At 66.7% G+C, this 21,411-nt stretch carries 25 protein-coding genes; 13 read left to right on the top strand and 12 right to left on the bottom strand.

Going from position 1 to position 21,411, the window contains the following annotated elements; translation table 11 throughout:
* Window positions 1–14: 14 nt before the first annotated feature.
* Window positions 15–794: a bifunctional demethylmenaquinone methyltransferase/2-methoxy-6-polyprenyl-1,4-benzoquinol methylase UbiE gene (ubiE, locus tag LH400_RS13365; RefSeq protein WP_229153230.1), complete on the bottom strand. Its 780-nt coding sequence runs from the start codon at window positions 792–794 to the stop codon at window positions 15–17.
* A 139-nt stretch (window positions 795–933) separates the two neighbouring features.
* Between ubiE and mutM the strand changes: the two genes are divergently transcribed.
* The 8 genes from mutM (at window position 934) to LH400_RS13325 (ending at window position 9,276) form a co-directional block, all read left to right on the top strand.
* Window positions 934–1,827: a bifunctional DNA-formamidopyrimidine glycosylase/DNA-(apurinic or apyrimidinic site) lyase gene (mutM, locus tag LH400_RS13360; RefSeq protein WP_229153229.1), complete on the top strand. Its 894-nt coding sequence runs from the start codon at window positions 934–936 to the stop codon at window positions 1,825–1,827.
* Window positions 1,828–1,968: 141 nt separating this feature from the next.
* Window positions 1,969–2,742, top strand: coding sequence for an enoyl-CoA hydratase (locus LH400_RS13355; protein ID WP_229153228.1), 774 nt, complete (start codon window positions 1,969–1,971; stop codon window positions 2,740–2,742).
* A 239-nt stretch (window positions 2,743–2,981) separates the two neighbouring features.
* Window positions 2,982–3,251, top strand: a complete 270-nt coding sequence (gene rpsT, locus LH400_RS13350; protein ID WP_229153227.1) for a 30S ribosomal protein S20 — start codon at window positions 2,982–2,984, stop codon at window positions 3,249–3,251.
* Window positions 3,252–3,898: 647 nt separating this feature from the next.
* Complete coding sequence (locus tag LH400_RS13345; RefSeq protein ID WP_229153226.1) at window positions 3,899–4,333, top strand: rhodanese-like domain-containing protein; 435 nt, start codon at window positions 3,899–3,901, stop codon at window positions 4,331–4,333.
* A 107-nt stretch (window positions 4,334–4,440) separates the two neighbouring features.
* A complete protein-coding gene (gene dnaA / locus LH400_RS13340; RefSeq protein ID WP_229153225.1) occupies window positions 4,441–5,910 on the top strand; it encodes a chromosomal replication initiator protein DnaA in 1,470 nt (489 codons plus the stop codon).
* Between the two features lie 257 nt (window positions 5,911–6,167).
* A complete protein-coding gene (gene dnaN / locus LH400_RS13335) occupies window positions 6,168–7,292 on the top strand; it encodes a DNA polymerase III subunit beta (protein WP_229153224.1) in 1,125 nt (374 codons plus the stop codon).
* Between the two features lie 74 nt (window positions 7,293–7,366).
* Complete coding sequence (recF, locus tag LH400_RS13330) at window positions 7,367–8,494, top strand: DNA replication/repair protein RecF (RefSeq protein WP_370638388.1); 1,128 nt, start codon at window positions 7,367–7,369, stop codon at window positions 8,492–8,494.
* A 17-nt stretch (window positions 8,495–8,511) separates the two neighbouring features.
* The gene (locus LH400_RS13325) at window positions 8,512–9,276 is read left to right on the top strand and encodes a HesA/MoeB/ThiF family protein (RefSeq protein ID WP_229153222.1); all 765 of its coding nucleotides are present in this window, start codon (window positions 8,512–8,514) and stop codon (window positions 9,274–9,276) included.
* Between the two features lie 136 nt (window positions 9,277–9,412).
* Here the strand turns inward: LH400_RS13325 and LH400_RS13320 are convergent, their stop codons facing one another.
* From LH400_RS13320 to LH400_RS13300, 5 genes are all read right to left on the bottom strand, one after another.
* Window positions 9,413–10,570, bottom strand: coding sequence for a glutathionylspermidine synthase family protein (locus tag LH400_RS13320; RefSeq protein WP_229153221.1), 1,158 nt, complete (start codon window positions 10,568–10,570; stop codon window positions 9,413–9,415).
* A gap of 62 nt (window positions 10,571–10,632) precedes the next feature.
* Window positions 10,633–11,223: a DUF1190 domain-containing protein gene (locus LH400_RS13315; RefSeq protein WP_229153220.1), complete on the bottom strand. Its 591-nt coding sequence runs from the start codon at window positions 11,221–11,223 to the stop codon at window positions 10,633–10,635.
* A 13-nt stretch (window positions 11,224–11,236) separates the two neighbouring features.
* Window positions 11,237–11,638, bottom strand: a complete 402-nt coding sequence (locus tag LH400_RS13310) for a DUF350 domain-containing protein (RefSeq protein WP_229153219.1) — start codon at window positions 11,636–11,638, stop codon at window positions 11,237–11,239.
* 85 nt (window positions 11,639–11,723) lie between these two features.
* Window positions 11,724–12,383 (bottom strand): DUF2491 family protein, encoded by a 660-nt coding sequence (locus LH400_RS13305; RefSeq protein ID WP_229153218.1) that lies wholly within the window; start codon window positions 12,381–12,383, stop codon window positions 11,724–11,726.
* On the bottom strand, window positions 12,380–13,438 hold the full coding sequence (locus tag LH400_RS13300) for a potassium channel family protein (RefSeq protein WP_229153217.1): 1,059 nt from the start codon (window positions 13,436–13,438) through the stop codon (window positions 12,380–12,382). Before LH400_RS13300 ends, LH400_RS13305 begins: the two co-directional genes overlap by 4 nt.
* A 138-nt stretch (window positions 13,439–13,576) precedes the next feature.
* On the opposite strand from LH400_RS13300, the gene LH400_RS13295 reads away from it, so the two are divergent.
* From LH400_RS13295 to LH400_RS13285, 3 genes are all read left to right on the top strand, one after another.
* Window positions 13,577–14,014: a YjfI family protein gene (locus LH400_RS13295; RefSeq protein WP_229153216.1), complete on the top strand. Its 438-nt coding sequence runs from the start codon at window positions 13,577–13,579 to the stop codon at window positions 14,012–14,014.
* On the top strand, window positions 14,011–14,757 hold the full coding sequence (locus tag LH400_RS13290) for a PspA/IM30 family protein (protein ID WP_229153215.1): 747 nt from the start codon (window positions 14,011–14,013) through the stop codon (window positions 14,755–14,757). The genes LH400_RS13295 and LH400_RS13290 overlap by 4 nt, the downstream gene beginning before the upstream one ends.
* A gap of 121 nt (window positions 14,758–14,878) precedes the next feature.
* The gene (locus LH400_RS13285) at window positions 14,879–15,421 is read left to right on the top strand and encodes a hypothetical protein (protein WP_229153214.1); all 543 of its coding nucleotides are present in this window, start codon (window positions 14,879–14,881) and stop codon (window positions 15,419–15,421) included.
* A gap of 31 nt (window positions 15,422–15,452) precedes the next feature.
* Here the strand turns inward: LH400_RS13285 and LH400_RS13280 are convergent, their stop codons facing one another.
* A complete protein-coding gene (locus tag LH400_RS13280; RefSeq protein WP_229153213.1) occupies window positions 15,453–15,926 on the bottom strand; it encodes an OsmC family protein in 474 nt (157 codons plus the stop codon).
* Window positions 15,927–16,061: 135 nt separating this feature from the next.
* Here LH400_RS13280 and LH400_RS13275 point away from each other — a divergent pair, with 135 nt between their 5' ends.
* The gene (locus tag LH400_RS13275; RefSeq protein WP_229153212.1) at window positions 16,062–16,517 is read left to right on the top strand and encodes a MaoC family dehydratase; all 456 of its coding nucleotides are present in this window, start codon (window positions 16,062–16,064) and stop codon (window positions 16,515–16,517) included.
* Window positions 16,514–16,984: a MaoC family dehydratase gene (locus LH400_RS13270; protein ID WP_229153211.1), complete on the top strand. Its 471-nt coding sequence runs from the start codon at window positions 16,514–16,516 to the stop codon at window positions 16,982–16,984. Before LH400_RS13275 ends, LH400_RS13270 begins: the two co-directional genes overlap by 4 nt.
* A gap of 144 nt (window positions 16,985–17,128) precedes the next feature.
* Here the strand turns inward: LH400_RS13270 and LH400_RS13265 are convergent, their stop codons facing one another.
* The 5 genes from LH400_RS13265 to LH400_RS13245 form a co-directional block, all read right to left on the bottom strand.
* Complete coding sequence (locus tag LH400_RS13265) at window positions 17,129–18,040, bottom strand: 5'-nucleotidase, lipoprotein e(P4) family (protein WP_229153210.1); 912 nt, start codon at window positions 18,038–18,040, stop codon at window positions 17,129–17,131.
* 85 nt (window positions 18,041–18,125) lie between these two features.
* Complete coding sequence (locus tag LH400_RS13260) at window positions 18,126–18,689, bottom strand: adenine phosphoribosyltransferase (RefSeq protein WP_229153209.1); 564 nt, start codon at window positions 18,687–18,689, stop codon at window positions 18,126–18,128.
* 2 nt (window positions 18,690–18,691) lie between these two features.
* The gene (hmuQ, locus tag LH400_RS13255) at window positions 18,692–19,012 is read right to left on the bottom strand and encodes a heme-degrading protein HmuQ (protein ID WP_229153208.1); all 321 of its coding nucleotides are present in this window, start codon (window positions 19,010–19,012) and stop codon (window positions 18,692–18,694) included.
* Between the two features lie 123 nt (window positions 19,013–19,135).
* Complete coding sequence (locus LH400_RS13250) at window positions 19,136–20,068, bottom strand: cytochrome c1 (protein ID WP_229153207.1); 933 nt, start codon at window positions 20,066–20,068, stop codon at window positions 19,136–19,138.
* Window positions 20,069–20,098: 30 nt separating this feature from the next.
* On the bottom strand, window positions 20,099–21,394 hold the full coding sequence (locus tag LH400_RS13245; RefSeq protein ID WP_229153206.1) for a cytochrome b: 1,296 nt from the start codon (window positions 21,392–21,394) through the stop codon (window positions 20,099–20,101).
* Window positions 21,395–21,411 lie beyond the last annotated feature (17 nt).

The raw sequence follows: 21,411 nt of genomic DNA, 5'->3' as shown, positions 1-21,411 counted from the left end.
GTTGCCCAGTCGTCTCAGAGCTTCCAACCGGAATGGATCGCCGCGATGCCCCCAGACAGGTTGCGATAGTCGACGCGCTCGAATCCGGCCTCGCGGATTGCCGATGCGAAATTTTCCTGGTTGGGGAAGCGGCGGATGGATTCGACGAGATATTCGTAGGATTCGCGGTCGCGTGCGACGGTCTCGCCGATGCGCGGGATCGCCTTGAAGGACCAGGCCTCGTAGATGCGGTCGAGGATCGGCATGTCGACCTCGGAGAATTCCAGGCACATGAAGCGGCCGCCCGGCTTCAAAACGCGGAAGGCCTCGCTCAGCGCCACCTGGATGCGCGGGACGTTCCTGATGCCGAAGGCGATGGTGTAGGCGTCGAAGCTGGCATCGTCGAACTTCAGCGACTCGGCATTGTTCTCGACGAAGACGAGGTTCTGGTCGAGCCGGCGCTTGGCCGCGCGCTCGGCCCCGACACCCAGCATCGAGGCGTTGATGTCGACCACCGTGCCCTTTGCCCGGCGGCGCGAGGCCTCGACGATGCGGAAGGCGACGTCGCCGGTGCCGCCGGCAACGTCAACGAAGCGGTAGTTGGGGCTGTGCGGCGGGCTCAGCCAAGCCACCATCGCGTTCTTCCACAAGCGATGCATCCCGCCCGACATCAGATCGTTCATCAGGTCGTAGCGCTCGGCGACGCGGTGGAAGACGGCGTTGACGCGCTCCTGCTTCTCTTCGCCTCCCCCCACGGTCGCATAGCCGTAGGCGGTCTCCATCGCGTCGGCGCCGGTTACGCGGGTCTGCGACATCACTTCAACCTTCGTTGCATCGCACCTTATCGATGCGGATATAGGGAGAAACGAGCCGTCAAAGGCTCGGCACTCGGCAGAAGACGGCGGTTCCGCAAGGCGGCCGACGCGCTCCCGCGGATGAAGGACTTAAGCGAAAATGCCGGAATTGCCAGAGGTAGAGACCGTTCGACGCGGGCTTCTGCCGATTCTCGAGGGTGCCACGATCGAGGCCGTCACCTTGTCGCGGCCAGATCTGCGCTTTCCGCTGCCCGACCGCTTCGCCGAACGCCTCGCCGGACGGCGCATCGAGAGCCTGTCTCGGCGGGCGAAATATCTGATCGCCGACATCGACGGCGGCGAGGTGCTCGCCATGCATCTCGGCATGTCCGGCTCGTTTCGTATCGAGCGGGAGGCCGGCTCCAGCCAGCCCGGCGCTTTCGTGCATCCGCGCGGCATCGCCCGGCTGCACGACCACGTGCTGTTCGACGTCGTCGACCCCGACGGAACTCCGGCGACGGTGATCTTCAACGATCCGCGCCGCTTCGGCTACATGACCCTCTTCGCGCGGGCGGAGCTGTCGACGCATCCGCATTTTCGCGGGCTCGGCATCGAGCCGACCGGCAATGCGCTTTCGGGCGAGGCACTGGCGCCGCTCTTTGCCGGCCGCGCGGCGCCCTTGAAGGCGGTGCTCCTCGACCAGCGGATCATCGCCGGGCTCGGCAATATCTATGTCTGCGAAGCGTTGTGGCGGGCGCGTCTCTCGCCGCGCCGGGCGGCGGGCACGCTGGTAAAACGTGACGGGGCGCCGACCCGGCGGCTCGCAGACCTTGCAATCCACATTCGCGAGACGATCGCCGACGCGATCGCGGCCGGCGGTTCGTCCTTACGCGACTATCGCCAGGCCGACGGCTCGCTCGGCTATTTCCAGCATTCCTTCGCCGTCTACGACCGGGAGGACGAACCCTGCCGGCACGAAACCTGCCGCGGCATCGTGAAGCGGATCGTCCAGTCCGGCCGCTCGACCTTCTTCTGCCCGGTCTGCCAACGCTGAGGCGGCGGCAGGGCCATCCTATCAGCCGGCCGCACCGGGAAGGGCCCGTTTGGGGCGCCGGATTGCGTTTGCGACCCCGATGCGCCACTCATGGCGGCAAGGCGCCCCCCGCGGCGCGGCAATTCTTGACGTGGGACCGCCATGGCTTACGACACGATCAAGGTCGAGACGCGCGGCCGCGTCGGACTGATCACCCTCAACCGGCCGAAGGCGATGAACGCGCTTTCGATCCAGATGATGCGCGAGGTCGTCCAGGCGCTCGCCGGCCTCGGGGGCGACGCCAAGATCGGCGCCGTCGTCATCACCGGCTCGGAAAAGGCCTTCGCCGCCGGCGCCGACGTGAAGGACATGCACGAGATGGGCTTCTCCGAGGCCTACCAGTCGGACCTTTGGGCGGACTGGCAGGCGCTCGGAAGCTTCCGCAAGCCGACGATCGCGGCGGTCGCGGGCTACGCGCTCGGCGGCGGCTGCGAGGTGGCGCTGATGTGCGACTTCGTCATTGCCGCCGACAACGCCAAGTTCGGCCAGCCGGAGATCACCCTCGGCACCTTGCCCGGCATGGGTGGCACGCAGCGCCTCGCCCGCTCGATCGGCAAGGCGAAGACGATGGATCTCTGTCTCACCGGGCGCTTGATGGATGCCGCGGAAGCCGAGCGCTGCGGCCTCGTCGCCCGTGTCGTTCCGGCCACCGATTTGATCGAGGAGGCGCTGCGCGCAGCCGAGAAGATCGCCGACTTCTCCCTGCCGGCGGTCATGATGGTCAAGGAGGCCGTCAATCAGGCCTTCGAGACGCCGCTTGCCGAGGGGCTGCGCTTCGAGCGGCGGCTGTTCCACTCCACCTTCGCCACGGAAGATCGCTCCGAGGGCATGGAAGCATTCATCCAGAAGCGCAGCCCGCAGTTCCGCAACCGCTGACGAGGAGGCCGCCGTCCTGGCGGCCCGTCGCGCGAGGCGCTAGGCGCCGGAAAATCCATTCGCGGCGCCGTCCGGGCGAACGATCGCTTGACGCGCCCGCCTCGCCTTCTTATAAGACGCGCCATCAAGGCGGCGTCTTCGGGCGCCGTCCGTGTTTTTGCGCTGCCGACTCGTGCATGGTCCGCGCGGCGCCCCGAACGCACCGTTTGACGGATACGACTGACAGAAAGAGACCAAGCATGGCCAATACCCCTTCGGCCAAGAAGGCGACGCGCAAGATCGCACGCCGCACGGCCGTGAACACAACACGGCGTTCGCGCGTCCGGACCTTCCTGCGCAAGGTCGAGGAGGCGATCGCCGCCGGCGACAAGGACGCCGCCCTCGCCGCCTTCCGCATTGCCGAGCCGGAAATGATGCGCGCCTCGTCGAAGGGCGTGTTCCACAAGAACACCGCGTCCCGGAAGATCTCGCGCCTGTCGCATCGCGTTCAGGCGATCGGCTCGGTCTGATACGACTTCATTGTGGAAAGAGAAGGCCCGGCGGCTCGCCGGGCTTTTTTGATTCCGGCGATCGCGTCATGCTTTTAGCCGGCAACGTCACTGAGTCGTCATGTCAAACGCCCCGTGTCGACGATTATGAGTTGCGGTTCCGGGTTAAATCATGTTTTTCAGTGATTTACAGAAGGTCACTGAGCACCATCGGTCTGCCGGCTAACCGAATTTTCGGGAAGCCCGGAGTCAAGCGGGCCGCGGAAAAATTTGTTCATTTATAAAATTTTCGAGCCCCGCCGGTAGCCGGTCTGGCCCATACCCCGGCATTTGCTGCCTTTTCGGCGCCCCTGCCTCATGCTCGCATGACGAGTCCGCCACACATCGTCTCCTCCTGGGACAATTCTGGCCGGACTCGGCTTGCCGTGGTGGAGGTCGTTTCGTATTTTCCCGGAACGAAAAGTGCGGAGAAAGATGAAGTGCCGGATCGAGCCACGTATTCCCACAGTTTGAGAACACGAGCCCTCGAACCGCACTCGGTCAGTTTCCACGGCCGCACTTAGCTTCCCAAGCTTTTTTCAGTCCATCTTTAGATTTTCCACCGAGTTCTCGGAGAACTCGGGCGGACTTCTTTTGCTGACTACAGCGTAACCTCGGAGATCTCTACGATGAGCGCAGGATACAAGGGCGATGTCGGTGTCCGGCAATGCTGGTCGACGCTCGCCGAGACGCCCGATGCCGTTCTTGTGGATGTCCGTACCGTTCCGGAATGGACCTATGTCGGCATTCCCGAATTGTCGTCGCTGGGCAAGGCGCCTGTGCTGATGGAATGGCAAAGCTTCCCCTCGATGACCGTCGACCCGCATTTCGCCGAGACGCTGGCCAAGCGCATCGCCGAGAGCGGCGGCAACCAATCTTCGCCGATCTTCTTTCTCTGCCGATCGGGCGTGCGCTCGATGGCGAGCGCCGCAGCGCTGACCGCGGCCGGCTACGAAAATTGCTTCAACGTGCTCGACGGCTTCGAGGGGCCGCTCGACGAGACCGGACACCGCGGGTCGCGCGGCGGCTGGAAGGCCGAGGGCCTGCCCTGGGTGCAGCGATGAAAATGATCTCGGCCGTCGCACCCGCCGGGGCACTGGCACATTCGAAGAGTCTCGCGCCGGCCGGCAGCGGGACGACAGACAATTTTGGCATCGGGGCAGACACTGACATGGAGAGCAGCGACAGCACTGCGGAGCTGATGGACCGGGTTAATGCGCGACTGAAGGCGCAACTCGGCCAGGACATCTTTGCGAGCTGGTTCCAGCGCATGAAGGTGGACTCCGTCGGCAAGGGCGTGTGCCAGGTGTCCGTGCCGACCGCCTTCCTGCGCAGCTGGATCCAGTCGCACTATCAGGACCTTCTGACCGAGATTTTCCAAGCCGAGGTGCCGGGGACCCTGCGCGTCGACATCTCCATCCGCAGTGCCGTTCGCGGCGGCGGAGTGACCATCCGCCGCAGCCGCGTCGCCGGCCGCGCCGAAGATCCTTCCATGGCGCGCGCCACCCCGGCGGCGGAGACCGCCCCCTCCGCCTCGCGCGGCGAGCCGACGAGAGCCCAGGCCGCCGGCTTCGCCCTGCCCGCCCAGAGCACGCCCGATTTCGGTTCACCGCTCGACGGGCGCTACGTCTTCGAGACCTTCGTGGAGGGCGCCTCCAACCGCGTGGCGCTCGCCGCCGGACGGGCGATCGCCGAGAACGGCCCGCAATCGGTGCGCTTCAATCCGCTGTTCATCCATGCCGCCGTCGGGCTCGGCAAGACGCATCTGTTGCAGGCGATCGCCAATGCCGCGGTGCGCCGCCCCGACCGGCCGCGCGTCGTCTATCTGACGGCGGAATATTTCATGTGGCGCTTTGCCACCGCCATCCGCGACAACCGCGCGCTCGACCTGAAGGAGACGCTGCGCGGCATCGACATCCTGATCATCGACGACACGCAGTTTCTCCAGGGCAAGTCGATCCAGCAGGAGTTCTGCCATCTCCTCAACGCGCTGATCGATTCGGCGCGGCAGGTGATCTGCGCCGCCGACCGGCCGGCGACGGAGCTGGAATCGCTGGATCCCCGCGTCCGCTCGCGGCTCGCCAACGGCATCACGCTGGAGATCGCCAATCCGGACTACGACCTGCGCCGGGCGATTATCGAAAGCCGGGCGGCCGCGATGCGCGCCGAGGATCCCTCCTTCTCCATGCCGGAGCGGATGCTGGAGACGATCGCGCGCCGGGTCGCCGGGTCCGGGCGCGACATCGAGGGCGCCTTCAACCAGATCGCCTTTCGCCATTCGCTCGGCCAGCCGCTCTCGCCGGAGCATCTCGACGACCTCCTGAACCAGCTGAACCGGGCGGGGGGCGAGCGGCGCGTCCGGATCGAGGACATCCTGAAGTTCGTCTCGCGGCACTACAACGTGACCCGCACCGACCTTCTGTCGGCCCGCCGGACCAAGACGATCGTCCGGCCGCGGCAGATCGCCATGTACCTCGCCAAGACGATGACGCCGCGCTCGCTGCCCGAGATCGGCCGGCGCTTCGGCGGGCGCGACCATACGACCGTCCTCCACGCGGTGCGCAAGATCGAAGGCGAGCGGGCGAAGGACGAGAAGTTCTCCGAGGAACTCGACATCATCCGGCGGATGATCGAGGAATAGGAGGCGGGCCCGCCTCCCCTCAGCGCCGGGTCCCGGCCCGCGCCCTGCCCGACTGCGCGGGCGCCGCGGCTCGGGTTCCAGCCGAAGGCGGCCCGGGAGGCGGTCTGAGACCGTCGGCGGCCAACGGCTGCGCTTCAGCGGGGCGGGTTTCGCCGGTTTTGCCTTCCCAAGCCGGGCCGCAATCTCTAAGAACGACGAACCCGGTATCCGGCGCCGCGCGGGACGGCGCCCCGCACCGAACCAAACGGCCTTCAGTCATGCGTATCATTATCGAACGGTCCAACCTTCTGAAGTCGCTCGCTCACGTTCATCGCGTCGTGGAGCGCCGCAACACCATTCCGATCCTGTCGAACGTCCTCGTGCGCACCGAGGACGATGCGCTCAGGCTGAAGGCGACGGACCTCGACATCGAGATCACCGAGAGCGTTCCGGCGACCGGCGAACAGGCCGGCGCCACCACCGTGCCGGCGCATCTCCTCTACGACATCGTCCGCAAGCTGCCGGACGGCTCCGAGGTCAAGCTCGCCACCAATGGCGAGGGCACGCAGATGACGGTCTCCTCGGGCCGGTCGAACTTCCGACTGCAATGCCTGCCCGAATCCGACTTCCCGGACATCACCGCCGGCACGCTGACGCATGGCTTCACGATCAAGGCCGGCGAGCTCGAGCGGCTGATCGAGCGCACCCAATTCGCGATCTCCACCGAGGAGACGCGCTACTATCTGAACGGCATCTTTCTGCACACGATCGAGGCCGGGTCGGAGCTGCGCCTGAGGGCGGTGGCGACCGACGGCCACCGCCTCGCCCGCGCCGAGATGGACGCGCCGGCGGGCTCGGAGGGCATGCCGGGCATCATCGTGCCGCGCAAGACCGTGGGCGAGGTCCAGAAGCTCCTCGGCGACTGCGCCGACGACGCCGAGGTGAAGGTCGAACTGTCGGACTCCAAGATCCGCTTCACCATCGGCGACGTGGTGATGACTTCCAAGCTGATCGACGGCACCTTCCCGGACTATCAGCGCGTCATCCCGCAGAACAACGACAAGGCGCTGACGCTCGACCGGCAGGATTTCGCCGCCGCCGTCGACCGCGTCTCGACGATCTCGTCCGAGCGCGGCCGGGCGGTGAAGCTGGCGCTCACCGATTCGCAGCTCGTCCTCACGGTGAATTCGCCGGACTCCGGTACCGCGACCGAGGAGCTCGCCGTCGGCTACGATTCGGACGACATCGAGATCGGCTTCAACGCGCGCTACCTCCTCGACATCACCAGCCAGCTCTCCGGCGAGAGCGCGATCTTCATGCTGGCCGATCCGGGTTCCCCGACGCTGATCAAGGACGGCGGCGACGACGCGACGCTCTACGTCCTGATGCCGATGCGGGTCTGACCCGCACCCTCGCTTTGTCCGAGCGCCCCCGCAACGAGACCGACATCGACACAGATCCACCGCACCCGGCGGCCGTGCGCGTGACGTCGCTGCGGCTCGGCGATTTCCGCAATTATGCCGAAATCGCGCTACGGTTCGAGAGCTCCTTCGTCGCCTTTTTCGGCGACAATGGCGCCGGCAAGACCAATCTCCTGGAAGCGCTGTCGCTGCTTTCGCCGGGCCGTGGCCTCAGGCGCGCGACCTATGGCGACATGGTGCGGCAGGGCGGCAGCGGCGGCTTCTTCCTGCGCGCCGCGATCGTCTCGAACGACACGCCTTCCGACATCGTCAGCCAAATCCGCCCCGATCCTTCGGGCCTTGGGTCACGAACCGTCAAGATCGACGAGACCGCCGCGCGGACCAGCGAGGAACTCCTCGACCTTCTTCGCGTCCTCTGGTTGACGCCGGCGATGGACGGCCTCTTCACCGGGCCGGCCGGTGACCGCCGACGTTTCCTCGACCGCATGGTGCTTGCCGTCGACCCGGCCCATGGACGGCGGGCCAGCGATTTCGAGCGGGCGATGCGCTCGCGCAACCGGCTCCTCACCGAAGGCCGGCTCGACGATTCCTGGCTCTCCGGGCTCGAGGCGCAGATGGCCGAACTCGGCGTCGCCATGGCGCTGGCGCGAGCCGAGTTCGTGCGGATGATGGAAGACATGATCCACAAGGCCGCGGCGGACAGTCCCTTTCCGGTCGCGCGGCTGGAACTCGCCTCCGGCTACGAGGCGCTGGAACTCGGCGGAGCGGCGGTCGATGCGGAGGACGAGGTGCGTCAGCGCCTTCGCGCGGCGCGCCATGTCGACCGCGCCGCCGGGCGCACGCGCGAAGGCGCGCACCGGGCCGATCTCCAGGTCACGCATGCGGAAAAGGCGATGCCGGCAGCGCTTGCCTCGACCGGCGAGCAGAAGGCGCTTCTGATCGGCCTGGTGCTCGCCCATGCGCGGCTGACGGCCGCCGTCTCCGGCCTGCCGCCGATCCTCCTCCTCGACGAGGTCGCGGCCCATCTCGATCCGGGCCGCCGGGCCGCCCTCTTCGACCTTCTCGGCGCGCTCGGCGTGCAGGCCTTCATGACCGGAACCGACGCCTCGCTCTTTGACGCGCTCGGGGACCGGGCCCAGATGCTCAAGGTGAGCGGCGGTCGGGTCGGGCCGGACGCGGCGTGACACGCAGGATCCTGTCGATGAGCGAGACCATCTTCGAACCGGGCGAAGTCGAACGCTACGCCCGCCACATCGTCCTGCCGGAGGTGGGCGGGGCGGGCCAGCAGGCGCTGAAGCGGGCGAAGATCCTGGTGATCGGCGCGGGCGGCCTCGGCTCGCCGGTGGTCCTCTATCTGGCGGCGGCGGGCGTCGGGACGATCGGCATTGCCGATGACGACGTCGTGTCGTTGTCGAACCTCCAGCGCCAGGTGCTCCATGGCACCGGGGATGTCGGCCGGCCGAAGCTCGACAGCGCGGCGGACGCGGTGCGGGCGCTGAACCCGCATGTGCGGATCGTGCCGCACCCGCTGCGGATCGACCTTGAGAACGGGCCGGAGGTGATCCGGGGCTACGATCTCGCCATCGACGGTTCGGACAATTTCGCCACCCGCTACGCCATGGCCGATCTCTGCGAAGCGGCGGGGATTCCGCTCGTCACCGCGGCGGTCCAGCGCCTGTCCGGATCGCTGACCGTCCTCGCGCCGCATCTTCAGGACGGCGATGGCCGGCCCAATCCCCGCTACCGCGACCTCTTTCCGGAGGCGCCGCCGGCCGACCTCGTGCCGACATGCGCCGAGGCCGGCATTCTGGGCGTCACCACCGGCGTCCTCGGGACGCTCGCCGCCACCGAAGCGATCAAGCTCGTCTGCCGCTTCGGCGAGCCTCTGATCGGCCGCCTGTTGATGATCGACCTGGCGACGATGCGGTTCGAGACGATCCGCTATCGCCGGCCGAAGGCTGATTGAGGCGCCGGACGCAAGGCATCCTGCCCGCCTTCGCAGCCGGATTGCATCTTGAAGTCTTAAGACGCGGCCGCGATTCCCGTTGGACGTCGATGTCATCTGCGATGCCACGCGCCGGGCTGTCGCAGGCAATCGACCGTCACTCGAGGATGATGTGCGGAATGAAGCGCGAGAGGTTGCGGGTGATGCGGCTCGCATCCTCGCGAATGCCGAGACCACAGGCGCGGTCGGCGACGATCCAGCTGCCGAGCACGGCGAAGCGCTCGTTCGCCTGGAACAGCCGGGTGAGTTCCTGGACCACGAAGCCCTCGGCGCCGTAGTCGCCCTCGGCCGTCTCGGTCACCAAGCCATTCTCGATGATCACGACATTCTCGCCCTCGCGCGAGAAGAGCGGCTTCTTGACGGCGTTGGTCAGGCGGGCGGCGCCCGGATCGTCCTCGAAATAGGCCGGCAGCAGGTTCGGATGGCCGGGGAAGCGGTCCCAGAGCAGCGGCAGCAGGCCCTTGTTCGAGAGGATCGCCTTCCAGGGCGGCTCGACGATCATCGCTCCCGCCGTCGAAAGATGTTGCGCGAACGGCTCGCGCAGCATGTCCTCCCAGGGATAGAGCTTGAACAACAGGTCGATCACCCGGTCGTCGGTATCGGTGAAGCGGCCCTCGGCGTCGACGCCGATGTCGCGGATATCGAGCAGGCTGACGCGGTGGCCGGCCTGCACCGCGCAGTCCATCAGATAGGCCGCGGTGCCGCGGTCCTCGTCGCTCTCGGTATAGGCGGCGAAGTGGAAGATCGGCTCCGTCGGGAAGGCGGCGAAGGCCTCGACCAGGCTCTCCTGGATCGAATTGAACTGGTCGGCGTCCTCGGGCAGCACCCCGCGCGCGACATTGTCGGTCAGCCAATTGTACTGGAAATAGGCGGATTCGAAGATCGCGGTCGGTGTGTCGGCATTGTATTCGAGAAGCTTGGCGGGTCCCGTCCCGTCATAGGCGAGGTCGAAGCGGCCGTAGAGATGGCGGTCGCCGTTCTGCCAGGAGGTCTTCACGAGATCGCGCATCTCGCCGGGAATCGCCAGGCGGTCGAGGACGGCGTCGTCCTTGACGACGTCGGCGACGAGATCGAGGCACATCTCGTGCAGTTCCTGGCTGGGCGCCTCGATCGCCTCCTCGATCTCGGCGAGCGAGAAGACGAAGGCGGCATCGTCCACCCAATAGGGCTCGCCATACATTTCGTGGAAGCCGAAGCCGACCGCCTCGGCCGCCGCCTGCCATCCCTCCCGCTCGGGCAGATCGATCCGCTTCAACGCAAGGCTCCGCGCGCATCGGGAGGCCCGCGATTTTCTGGAGGAAAGCTGGTCGCCATCATCTAGCCGCCGAAGAAGCCGCGCGAGGAGGACCGGCCGCCGAAGCCGTAGCGCGAGACCGTGCGGGTGTTGACGTTCACCGGCCGCGAGGTGCGCTGGCCGCCGGAGATCGTCGATGTCAGCGTGTCGCCGGCGCGGTTGCGATAGATCGGCGTCGACGAATAGCGGGAGGAGGAGCGATAGTCCCGATAGGCCCCGTATCCCGACAGGTTCGAGAGCGCCGAGGACACCAGATAGCCGGTCATGAACGGCACGAAGAAGCCCGAGCCGGAGCCGCTGGTCTGGCCGGCGGAGTTCTGGCCGGCCTGCGCCGTGGGGTCGGTCGCCTGGAAGCACTTGCCCTCGCCGATCGCCGCTTCGCAGGATTTGAGATCCGTGTAATGCGGCGCCTGGGCCAGATGCTTCTGCAGGGCCTCCTGATATTCGGCCTCGCAGATCTGCAGGTCGATGCCCGATTGCGAGCATTCCTGCGGCGTCGAATATGCGACCTCCTGCGGCGTGTCGTCGCCGCAGCCGGAGAGCATCACGCCGGATGCGGCGATCGTCCCGAGCGCCAGCAGCGGCGGCGACTTGCGGGTGAAGCGTCTGCGCATCGTCTCCTCCTGTTCAGTACGTCATGCAGGCGGCATTGAGGATGCCGACGGCGAGCGCGACCCCGGCACCCCAGACGCCGGCCGCAACCTCGCCCTTGGTGATGCGGTCGGCCAGGCCCGGCATCATCGCCGAGGCCGCGAAGAAGGCGAGCAACTGGGCGATCGCCCCGATCACCGCCCAGATGACGAAGTCGACGATGGACACCGAATTTGCCGCCGCCGAGGCGAGCGGCAGCGAAAAGCCGAGAACCGTCCCAGCGAAGGCGGTGACCCCCGCAATATTGCCCTCGCGGATCAGCGCGAATTCCTTGTGCGGCGTGATCGCCGCGTAGACGAAGGCGAACACCGCATAGAGGATGAGGCCGAGGATGAAATAGGCCAGGAAGGCCGGCAGTCCCGAAGCGTAACCGTACATCGATCCCTCTCGTTTTTTCGTCGGCGAGCATTCGCCATCCGGTTGACTGGCGACGGGGCTCCTCGCCCGGCCGCCTTGCGTTCGATCAGATCCTGCGCACGTCCGCCGGTCCGAGCCCGTAGCCGAGCAGGAACTCCACCGAGCCGCCCTCGCGCCTTGCAGCGTCCGCGAGGTCGCGCTCGACATTGAGGAGCAGCATCTCCATCGTCGTGCCGAGCGGACGCGAGTAGAGCATGCAGGTCTGGTGGATCGAGCGCTTGGAGCGGCCGTCGTCGACCTCCTCGACGAACTGCACCGGTTCGGCGCGCCCGGCCCCCTCACCCCAATAGCGCTGGAAGAGGATGCCGTCGGCATCGTAGGTCGGCTGGCCGATCATCCCGGACGGGCCGGTCCAGCGGGCCCATTCGGCCGAGCCCACCGGAGCGACGCTGTCCCAGGACTGGTAGAGGCTGACGTCGTCGGCCGGGTCACCCGGCCGGCCGCCGGCCGAAATGACCTGCAGGATTCGGTCGTCGTCGTCGTAGTAGCGCGACAGGATCGTGTCGGCGTCGAGCCGCGCCTCGCCATAGGCGACGACGATGAAGGAGCCGCCCTCCGGCAGTTCCATTCCCGGCGATGCCCCCGTCGTGTCGGCCTGAAGCGCCAGCGTGTCGATCTCCAGCGCACCGCCGATGGGCACGGCCAAAGGACCGCGCTCCTCGGGCAGCTCGGGCGTCTTGTTCCTGCCGAACGGCCAGCTGATCATGCAGTTGTCCCTTGCAAGGCGTCCCAGGCGACGGAGCGGGGTTCGAGCCTGTGGTCGGAGATATAATAGAGGACGTCCCCGGCGCTGATCTCGTCGTCCTCGTCGCAGTTGAGATCGACCTGGCCGGATTTGGCGAGGCCGACCAGCGTCACCTTGTGCAGCCGCTTGAGGCCGGTCAGGGCGGCGCCGTAGCGGATGGTCGCCGCGATATCCGGAACCCGCACCGAATAGGCCGTGTCGGAGGACGCCGCGGACAGGAGCAGAGTGGCGACCTCCGACGAGCCGGGATCGCGCGCCGCCCGCACGAGAAGCTCGGAGGACAGGGAGGTCACCGCCTCGATGCGCGGATTCTGCCGCCTGAGGATCGCCGCCGTCCGCTCGAACTGGAAATAGGCGACCACATGGGTCGTCTCGGCGATCGCCGCTGCGATCAGCGAGGCCGCGAAGGTCTCGTCGTCGTTCTCACCCTGGACGATGATCGAGCGCGCACCGCGCGCCCCGCCGCGCTCGAGCGCTTCGGGATCGGCGAGCCGGTCCGTGCGCACGAAGTCGACATCGCCGGCCGCGGGATTGGAATCGATCGCCTTGGCGATCAGGACGACCGCCGGCTCGTTGCTCGCGCGTTCGGCCGCGAGCATCGCCAGCAATTGCCGTGTCGAGCCGTCGTGCCAGCCGACCACCACAACGTGGCCGCTGCGCTCCTCGAAGCTGCCGAGCCCCTTCATGCGTCTCCTCCAGAACGTGCCGACCGCCGTCAAGAGCTTGCCGAGGGTCGCGGTGAAGATCGCGATCGCCCCGGGGATCACCAGGAAGGACGCGGCGATCTTGCCGCTCGCCGTCACCGGCGAGAGATCACCGTATCCGACCGTGGTCGCCGTGACGACGTAGTAATAGACGAAATCGACCGCGTCACCCGCGAGTGTGCTCTCGCCCGCCAGCCGGAAGATCACCCAGGACAGGACCATGTGGGCGACGACGATGACGAGAATGGCCGACCAGGTGAGCTCGGCGAGCGCGACATAAAAGCGGCGCATGAAGCTGACAAGGAGGGGCACATCGACTCCAACGCAGGCGCGTAACGCCGGCAAACTTACCTAAAGTCAACACGAATCGAAACCGATCTGATTCCGTTTGTGTCGGACCGTGGGGCTGATGTAGGACTTCGCGACGATGCTACGCAACCCGAGGGACCAATGCCGCTGGAAACGTGGAATCTTACGAGCCTGACCGAACTGTTCGCTTCCGACCCGGAGGCGCTGGGTGACGTCGATGTCAGCATCGTGGAGACGGGCGACGTCATCCGCGTGACGCTGAAGGAGCGGGGCGATCTCGACGTCCTCGTCGCGCCGGGCGGCGACCAGATCCTCGCCAGCGTGATCCTGGCGCCCGCCGAATCGATCCCGAACCGCGCGGCCTTCGACCGGATGGTCCTGTCGACGCACAAGCTGGTGCCGCTGTCGACCTTCGGCATCGTCACCATCGACGGCGAGGAGTGGTATGAACTCTTCGGATCGCTGTCGGCGCGTGCGCGCGCCGAGGAGATGGTCGAGGAGGTGGCCGTGCTTGCCGCCAATGCGGTCGACGCGGCGAACATGATCGAGGATTGGAAGAAGCGGGAGACTGCCCGATGAGCGTCTGGAACAAGCTCTTCACCGCCGTGCGCGGCGGTGTCAACGAGGCGGCCGAAGGCGTCGCCGACACGCAGGCGCTCCGGATTCTCGACCAGGAGATCCGCGACGCCGAGGAGGCGCTGCGCCGCGCCCGCTCCGACCTTGCCGGGATCATGGCCTCGAACAAGTCGCTGTCGCGCCGCGTCGAGGAGGCCCGGGCCAAGGAGCAGAAGGACATGGAGAGCGCCCGCGCGGCGCTGCAGGCGGGGCGCGAGGATCTTGCCCGGGGGCTCGCCGAACGCGTTGCCAAGACCCGCTCCGAACATCAGCGCGACGCCACCGAACTGGAGCGCCTGCAGGTCCGCCAGCAGCAGATGATCAAGGCGGTCCAGGATACCGAGCAGCGCATCCAGCAGATGCGCCGCGAGGTCGAGAACGTGAAGGCGAACGAATCGCTGATCAAGGCGCAGTCGGCGATCGCGACCTCGCAGTCGGGCATCAATTCCAAGCTCGGCAATGCGATGGATTCCCTCGAGCGGATTCGCCGCAAGCAGGAAGAGGCGCAGGGCCGGCTCGAGGCGGGCCAAGAACTCGCCGCGCTGGAATCGGGCAGCGACCTCGACCGGCAGCTGCTCGAGGCTGGCATCGGCGGGCGCACCTCCTCGGCCGACGACGTCCTCGCCCAGATCATGGGGACCGGCTCGCAGACCTCGCTGCCCTCGTCCAAGGACCCGCTGTCGTTGGATCGGCCGAAGGAATCCTGACGCCGCCCCTCCCTCGGGACGAACGCGGCCGTTGCGGCCCGTCGTCCTCGGCGATCGCTGCGCGGCCCAACCCAGCTATCGAGACACCGCCGGAGGTCCATCCCCCGGCGGACGGCAGACGATGAACGATAAACTCCGCAACCTCCCGCCCGGGCAGTTCGACATCCCGCGCAGCGCCGCCCTCCTCGCGCCGGCCCTCGCAACATTTGTCCTGCCGCTCGTTCCCGCCCTCGCAGCGCCGCTTTTTGAGGCCTCGCCGACGGCGTCAGGATCCGGACCGGAGACCGCGCTTTCCACCGACTCCGAGACAGGCGCGATCGCCAGCGCGCAGTCGCCCGCGACCAGGATCATCGCCATGCCGCGGGCGCGCCCGAGCCGGCTCGCGCTGACGCTCGAACCGGTGGACGTCGTCGAGGGCGAGACCTATCAGATCGACGTCTTCCTGTCGGAGCCGGATGCCGCGCCCTATGCTCGCGCCTATGCCGGCACGGTCGCCTTTCCGGACCGTCCGCATGCGGACGAGCCGCAGTTCTTCCTGGTCAATGTCCCGCGCAACTTCTTTCTCCACGGCGAACGCGCGGCGGTGACGATCGAACTCGTCGGCATCAACACGCCGCTGACGCTCTCGCGCGTCCGCCTGGCGGACGCGCGACTGATTCGCTGACGAAGTTCAGCTCGGACGAAGACCGGCGGGATCAGCCGTCGACCATGACCTCTGCCGAGAGTTCGACCGGGAAATTCACCGAATTGGCGACGAAGCACATTTCATGCGCATTGGCATGGAGGCTTTCGGCCGCCGCGATGTCGGAGCCCGGCGCGATCCTCACGCGCGGCTTCAGGACGACGCGCCGGAACCGGCCGGCACCGCCGCCCTCCTCCGCCATCTCGCCCTCGGCGTCGTCCTCATAGCCGGTCACGACGACGCCCGCGACGGCGCAAAGATGCAGGTACCAGAGCTGGTGGCAGGCAGAGAGCGAGGCGACGAGAAGCTCCTCCGGGTTCCAGGAGGCGGGATCGCCGCGAAAATGCGGATCGGCGGAGGCGGCGATGGCCGGCTTGCCCGGCGCCTCGATCGCATGGCTGCGCGCATAATCCTTGTAGCCGCTGGTCCCGCTGCCCGTATTGCCGGTCCAGCGAACCCTGACCCGGTAGCGGTGAAGCCGTTCCATCGAATCCCTCCCCTGGCGAACTGGCGAGTTGTCGAAAATCGCCGCCCGGGGTTATGAGCGTGTGCCCGCCCGCGCGGAAGCGCCGGCCGGTCGCGGCTCAGGCGCCGGAACGATCAGTATCACAAGGACGAGCGCATGCGCGCCTATGAGGATTTCACCGAGGGAAGCGAGTTCGCGCTCGGCCCCTACGCCGTCACGCGCGACGAGATGGTCGCCTTTGCCGAGGAATTCGACCCGCAGCCCTTCCATCTCGACGACGCGGCAGGCGCCGCCAACGATCTCGTCGGTTCGCTATCGGCCTCCGGCTGGCACACATGCGCCATGCTGATGCGCATGATGGCCGAGAGCTTCATCCTCGATTCGACCTCGCAGGGCTCGCCGGGCGTCGACTTCGTGAAATGGCTGCGGCCCGTCCGGCCCGGCGACACTTTGTCCGGCACCGCCCGCGTCGTCTCGGCCCGGCTCTCGGCCAAGCGGCCGACCCTCGGCATCGCCAAGATGGCGGCGGATCTCGTCAACCAGAAGGGTGAGCCGGTGCTCGCCTCGGAATACACGCTCCTGCTCCTCACCCGCTCGGGGGCCGCGGCATGAGCTTCTGGGACACGATCACCGTCGGCGAAAAGGTCGACCTCGGCTCGCACACCTTCACGGCGGAGGAGATCGTGCGCTTTGCCGAGCGCTACGACCCGCAAATCTTCCATCTCGACGAGGAGAAGGCAAAGAGCTCGGTCCTCGGCGGCCTTTGCGCCTCCGGCTGGCACACGGCCGCGGCCTGCATGCGGCTCAACGTCGAGACCCGCTATCGCCGGGCGCGCGAATGGGTGGAGGCCGGCAATCCCCCGCCGCGGGTCGGCCCCTCGCCGGGCGTGAAGAACATTCGCTGGCTGAGGCCGGTCTATGCCGGCGACACGGTCAGCTTCAGCCAGACGGTGACGGCCAAACGCGCCTCGGCGAGCCGGCCTGGCTGGGGCGTCTTGGAATTCGTCACGAAAGGCGTCAACCAGGCCGGCGAGACGGTGTTCAGCTTCGAGGGAGCCGCCTTCCAGGGCCTCGACTGAGACGGCGCCCGACGCGCCGGTAGGCGATCATCCAGATCGCTTGACGCCGCCGGGTCCGGCTCCGGGCCAACCCGTTGATGCCCGCCCGGCTCGGACGATGTCCGCTCGAGGCGACCGGACATCGTCTCATGCCCCCGGGGCGTTTTACTGCGCGGCCGGCGTCCAGGGCTTCAGCGCTTCGACCTTCTTCGCCCGCTTCTCCTCGGTGGAAAGCTTGTAATTGTTGTCGTAGGCGGTCGATTCCCACGAGCCGTAGGTCGGATTGGCGAGCATGAACCAGTCCTTGCCGAAATGGTCCTTCAGCTCCTCGAACGCCGCCTCGCGCTCGTCCATCGTGCCCGAGGCCTTGTCGGTGAAATCGTTGAAATTGTCGCCGAAGAGTTCGAGGACCCGGTAGTCCTTCGCGACATGGTCCCGGCGCGGCGTCTTGTCGGACGTCCACTCCGGCTTCTCCTTGTTCATCAGGAAGGTGTCGACATTGCCGCCCATGGGGTAGCCGAGCGCCTCCATGTTGGCGCGCGTCGCCTCTTCCTGATCGGCGTTGCGATTGGTGATGTAGAAGATCTTCACGCCCTTGGAATCGGCATATTTCAGGAAGTCGATCACGCCGGGAACGGCCTTGGCGTCCTCCGCCTTCGTCCAGGCGTCCCAGGTCTTGGAGCTGTAGTCGCTGTTGGTGGTGACCAGGCCGGATTCATAGGCGGAATTATCGATCGCGGTCTCGTCGAGATCGAGGATGATCGCCGCTGGCTTGTCGGCGGCGTCGCTCTGGTCGAGCGCGCTCCAGGAGGGGTCGGCGAGCGCCTCGTCGAGGCGGACCCGCCCGAGGGCGTAGATGACCAGCGAATTGGCCTTGTACTCGACCGAGCGCTGCATCCACAGCGTGGCGTTGAGAAGGTCGTTCGGCCCGGTCGGCGAGGCCATGGCCGGTTCGGCGGAGGTCGCCTGGTCCTGGGCCCAGGCGGGCGCGACGGCAGATCCCGCGATCAGGCAGGCCACCGCAGCCAGGGCGGTGATCGATCCACTTGCGGAAAGACGGGACAGTCTCGGCATCATCGGGTTCTCCACGTTCGCCTGACGATACCCCGCCCGAAGCGGGACGTCGTCCGATCGACTTATGAAGAGCCGCCTGCCGCTCTCGTCAATGGCCGGGGAAGGCGACCAGCGTCTTCACCTCGACGCCGAGAGCCTCCAGCCGCTTGCGGCCGCCGAGATCCGGCAGGTCGATGACGAAGGACGCGCCGACGATCTCAGCGCCGAGCTCGCGCAGGAGCTTGACGGCGCCTTCGGCCGTCCCGCCCGTCGCGATGAGGTCGTCGGTGAGGAGCACCCGGTCGCCCGGCTTCACCGCGTCCCGGTGCATCTCCATCTCGTCGATGCCGTATTCCAGGCTGTAGGCGATCCGGACGGTGTCGTGCGGCAGCTTGCCCTTCTTGCGGATGGGCACAAAGCCGCAGGAGAGCTGATGCGCCTGCGCCCCGCCGAGGATGAAGCCGCGCGCCTCGATGCCGGCGACGAGATCGACCCCCATCGCCTTGTAGGGGGAGACCAGCGCGTCCACCGCCGCCCGGAACGTCGCAGGCTCGGCGAGAAGGGTGGTGATGTCGCGGAACAGGATCCCCGGCTTGGGATAGTCCGGGATGGTGCGGATCGCCGCGGCGAAGTCCACCGCGGCTTCTTCGTTCGTCTCGATGGCCGATGCCATGGTCAGGCGTCCCGGCCGATCGTCTGGATGACCTCGAAGCCCTCGAAGTTCGGATGGCCCTGATAGAGCGGCCGCGTGGAGCCGGCACCGCCATGGGCTGCGCGGAAGGCTTCCGACTTGGTCCAGCCCTCGAAGGCGGCATAGCTCTCCCAGACTGTGTGGGACGAATAGAGCGTATGGTCCTCGTTCTTCGGCCCGCGCAGCATGTGGAATTCGACAAAGCCCGCGACCTCGCGCAACTTCGAATCCCGGTTCAGCCAGAGCGTCTCGAACTCCTCCTCGGCGCCGGGCAGCACCTTGAAGCGATTCATCGCGATATACATGGTTCCTGTCTCCTTCAGCCCGTGACGGCCGCACCGAAGTCTATCCGGCCGCGAGCGAACGCGCATGGAAAAAGGGAGCCGAAGCCCCCTTCCCCTCAGACCGGACCGGCGAGCGGCGCAAGGTCAGTGCGGCGTACCCGCCCAGACCCGCTTCTTCACCACATAGAGCATGCCGGCAAAGACGATCAGGAAGATCATCGTCACGAAGCCGGTCGCCTTGCGCTCGACGAGATGCGGCTCAGCGGCCCACATCAGGAAGGCGGAAACGTCCCGCGAATACTGGTCGATCGTCTCCGGCGCGCCGTCCGGATAGGTGACGACGCCGTCGGACAGCGGCGGCGGCATCTTCAGCGCCGGACCGGAGATGAAATTCGGGTTGTAATACGTGCCGTCGGCGACCGTGATATCGGCCGGCGGTTCCGCGTCATAGCCGGTCAGAAGACCGTGGATATAGTCGGGCCCGGCTTCCTGATACTGGGTGAAGATGTCGAACACGAAGTTCGGGAAGCCGCGCTCGACGGCCCGCGCCTTGGCAATGAGCGACAGATCCGGCGGCGCGGCGCCGCCATTGGCGGCCGCGGCGGCTTCCGGATTGGCGAAGGGCGACGGGAAGTAGTCCGACGGAATGCCCGGCCGGTCGAACATGTCGCCGTCGCCGTTCGGCCCGTCCTGCACGGTATATTCCGCCGCGAATGCCTTCACCTGGGCGTCGCTGTAGCCGAGCGCCTCGAGATTGCGGAAGGCGACCAGATTGAGCGAATGGCAGGCCGCACAGACGTTCTTGTAGACGTTGAGCCCGCGCTGCAACTGGCCGATGTCCCAATGCCCGAAGGGACCCGCGAAGCTCCACGAGAGCATTTCCGGCTCCCGCATCGGGTAGTGCGGCGTATGCGCCGCGCCCGCTTCGGCCGCGTGTTCGGACGGCGCGCCGCCAGTGGCCGCGGCCTCGTCGGCCGCGGAATTCTCGGTCGGGCCCTGACCGTCCTGCGCATGGGCAAGAGCGACCGGCGCGAGCAGCATGCCGGCGGCCAGAAGGGCTGACAGAAGTCTTTTCATCTTGCGTCTCTCTCCGAAGCCGTCTTGCGGTCAGCCTTTGGTCTCGGGCGAAGCGGTGGCGCCCACCGGCGTGCCGGAGCCCCCGTTCTTGGCGAGCACCGCCTCGGCGATCGAGCCCGGCAACCGCTTCGGCGTCTCGAGAAGGCCGAGCACCGGCAGCACGATCAGGAAGTGGCCGAAATAGTAGATCGTGCCGGCCAGCGCCAAGGCCGGGTAGATCCCCTCTGCCGGCTTCGAGCCGAGCCAGCCGAGGAAGATGCAGTCGGCGACCAGGATCCAGAAGAAGATCTTGTAGATCGGCCGGTAGGCCGTCGACTTCACCCGCGAGGTGTCGAGCCAGGAGACGAAGAACAGGACGATGATCGAGCCGAACATCACCAGGACGCCGCCGAGCTTGGAGTCGATCGGACCGATGTTGAAGGTGATGGCGCGCAGCATGGCGTAGAACGGCAGGAAGTACCATTCCGGCACGATGTGCGACGGCGTCTTCAGCGAGTTCGCCTCGATGTAATTGTCGGGATGGCCGAGATAGTTCGGCAGGTAGAAGACGAAATAGGCAAAGACCGCCAGGAACACGACCATGGCGAAGCCGTCCTTGACGGTCGCGTGCGGCGTGAACGGCACGGTGTCCTTGGACGACTTCACCTCGACGCCGGTCGGATTGGTCTGGCCGGTGACGTGCAGCGCCCACACGTGCAGGATCACCACGCCGGCGATCATGAACGGCAGGAGATAATGCAGCGAAAAGAAGCGGTTGAGCGTCGCGTTGTCGACCGAGAAGCCGCCGAGGAGCAGCGCGTGGATCGGGTCGCCGATCAGCGGAAAGGCGGTGAAGAAGTTGGTGATCACCGTCGCACCCCAGAAGGACATCTGGCCCCAGGGCAGGACGTAGCCCATGAAGGCGGTCGCCATCATCAGGAGGAAGATGATCACGCCGAGGATCCACAGCACCTCGCGCGGTGCCTTGTAGGAGCCGTAATAGAGGCCGCGGAAGATGTGGATGTAGACGGCGACGAAGAAGAAGGAGGCGCCGTTGGCGTGCATGTAGCGCAAGAGCCAGCCCCAGTTCACGTCGCGCATGATCTTCTCGACGGAGGTGAACGCGATGGCCGAGGACGCCGCATAGTGCATGGCGAGGACGACGCCGGTGAGGATCTGGGCGACGAGGAAGAGCCCGAGGATCCCGCCGAACGTGTAGGCGTAGTTGAGATTGCGCGGCGTCGGATAGGCGACGAAGGAATCGTAGACGAGCCGCGGCAGCGGCAGCCGCGCGTCCAGCCAGCGCATGAAGCCGCCCGAGGGCACGTAGGAGGAGTGGCTGCTCATGATCGTCTGGTTTCCCT

Origin of the sequence: Jiella soli, from assembly GCF_020615385.1 — a bacterium.
Lineage (GTDB): Bacteria > Pseudomonadota > Alphaproteobacteria > Rhizobiales > Rhizobiaceae > VKMB-3413.
Note: the sequence above shows the minus strand (reverse complement) of the source record. Positions and strands in the feature narration are given on the sequence as shown.

Excerpts from the sequence above, each read along its gene's own strand:
- LH400_RS13345 (WP_229153226.1), top strand. The coding sequence starts at position 3,899 with ATGAGCGCAGGATACAAGGGCGATGTCGGTGTCCGGCAATGCTGGTCG.
- dnaA (WP_229153225.1), top strand. The coding sequence starts at position 4,441 with ATGGAGAGCAGCGACAGCACTGCGGAGCTGATGGACCGGGTTAATGCG.
- rpsT (WP_229153227.1), top strand. The coding sequence starts at position 2,982 with ATGGCCAATACCCCTTCGGCCAAGAAGGCGACGCGCAAGATCGCACGC.
- hmuQ (WP_229153208.1), bottom strand. The coding sequence starts at position 19,012 with ATGTATATCGCGATGAATCGCTTCAAGGTGCTGCCCGGCGCCGAGGAG.
- LH400_RS13275 (WP_229153212.1), top strand. The coding sequence starts at position 16,062 with ATGCGCGCCTATGAGGATTTCACCGAGGGAAGCGAGTTCGCGCTCGGC.
- LH400_RS13260 (WP_229153209.1), bottom strand. The coding sequence starts at position 18,689 with ATGGCATCGGCCATCGAGACGAACGAAGAAGCCGCGGTGGACTTCGCC.
- ubiE (WP_229153230.1), bottom strand. The coding sequence starts at position 794 with ATGTCGCAGACCCGCGTAACCGGCGCCGACGCGATGGAGACCGCCTAC.
- LH400_RS13280 (WP_229153213.1), bottom strand. The coding sequence starts at position 15,926 with ATGGAACGGCTTCACCGCTACCGGGTCAGGGTTCGCTGGACCGGCAAT.
- LH400_RS13295 (WP_229153216.1), top strand. The coding sequence starts at position 13,577 with ATGCCGCTGGAAACGTGGAATCTTACGAGCCTGACCGAACTGTTCGCT.
- LH400_RS13250 (WP_229153207.1), bottom strand. The coding sequence starts at position 20,068 with ATGAAAAGACTTCTGTCAGCCCTTCTGGCCGCCGGCATGCTGCTCGCG.
- LH400_RS13265 (WP_229153210.1), bottom strand. The coding sequence starts at position 18,040 with ATGATGCCGAGACTGTCCCGTCTTTCCGCAAGTGGATCGATCACCGCC.
- dnaN (WP_229153224.1), top strand. The coding sequence starts at position 6,168 with ATGCGTATCATTATCGAACGGTCCAACCTTCTGAAGTCGCTCGCTCAC.
- LH400_RS13270 (WP_229153211.1), top strand. The coding sequence starts at position 16,514 with ATGAGCTTCTGGGACACGATCACCGTCGGCGAAAAGGTCGACCTCGGC.
- LH400_RS13285 (WP_229153214.1), top strand. The coding sequence starts at position 14,879 with ATGAACGATAAACTCCGCAACCTCCCGCCCGGGCAGTTCGACATCCCG.
- LH400_RS13305 (WP_229153218.1), bottom strand. The coding sequence starts at position 12,383 with ATGATCAGCTGGCCGTTCGGCAGGAACAAGACGCCCGAGCTGCCCGAG.
- LH400_RS13315 (WP_229153220.1), bottom strand. The coding sequence starts at position 11,223 with ATGCGCAGACGCTTCACCCGCAAGTCGCCGCCGCTGCTGGCGCTCGGG.
- LH400_RS13245 (WP_229153206.1), bottom strand. The coding sequence starts at position 21,394 with ATGAGCAGCCACTCCTCCTACGTGCCCTCGGGCGGCTTCATGCGCTGG.
- LH400_RS13355 (WP_229153228.1), top strand. The coding sequence starts at position 1,969 with ATGGCTTACGACACGATCAAGGTCGAGACGCGCGGCCGCGTCGGACTG.
- LH400_RS13290 (WP_229153215.1), top strand. The coding sequence starts at position 14,011 with ATGAGCGTCTGGAACAAGCTCTTCACCGCCGTGCGCGGCGGTGTCAAC.
- LH400_RS13310 (WP_229153219.1), bottom strand. The coding sequence starts at position 11,638 with ATGTACGGTTACGCTTCGGGACTGCCGGCCTTCCTGGCCTATTTCATC.
- mutM (WP_229153229.1), top strand. The coding sequence starts at position 934 with ATGCCGGAATTGCCAGAGGTAGAGACCGTTCGACGCGGGCTTCTGCCG.
- LH400_RS13325 (WP_229153222.1), top strand. The coding sequence starts at position 8,512 with ATGAGCGAGACCATCTTCGAACCGGGCGAAGTCGAACGCTACGCCCGC.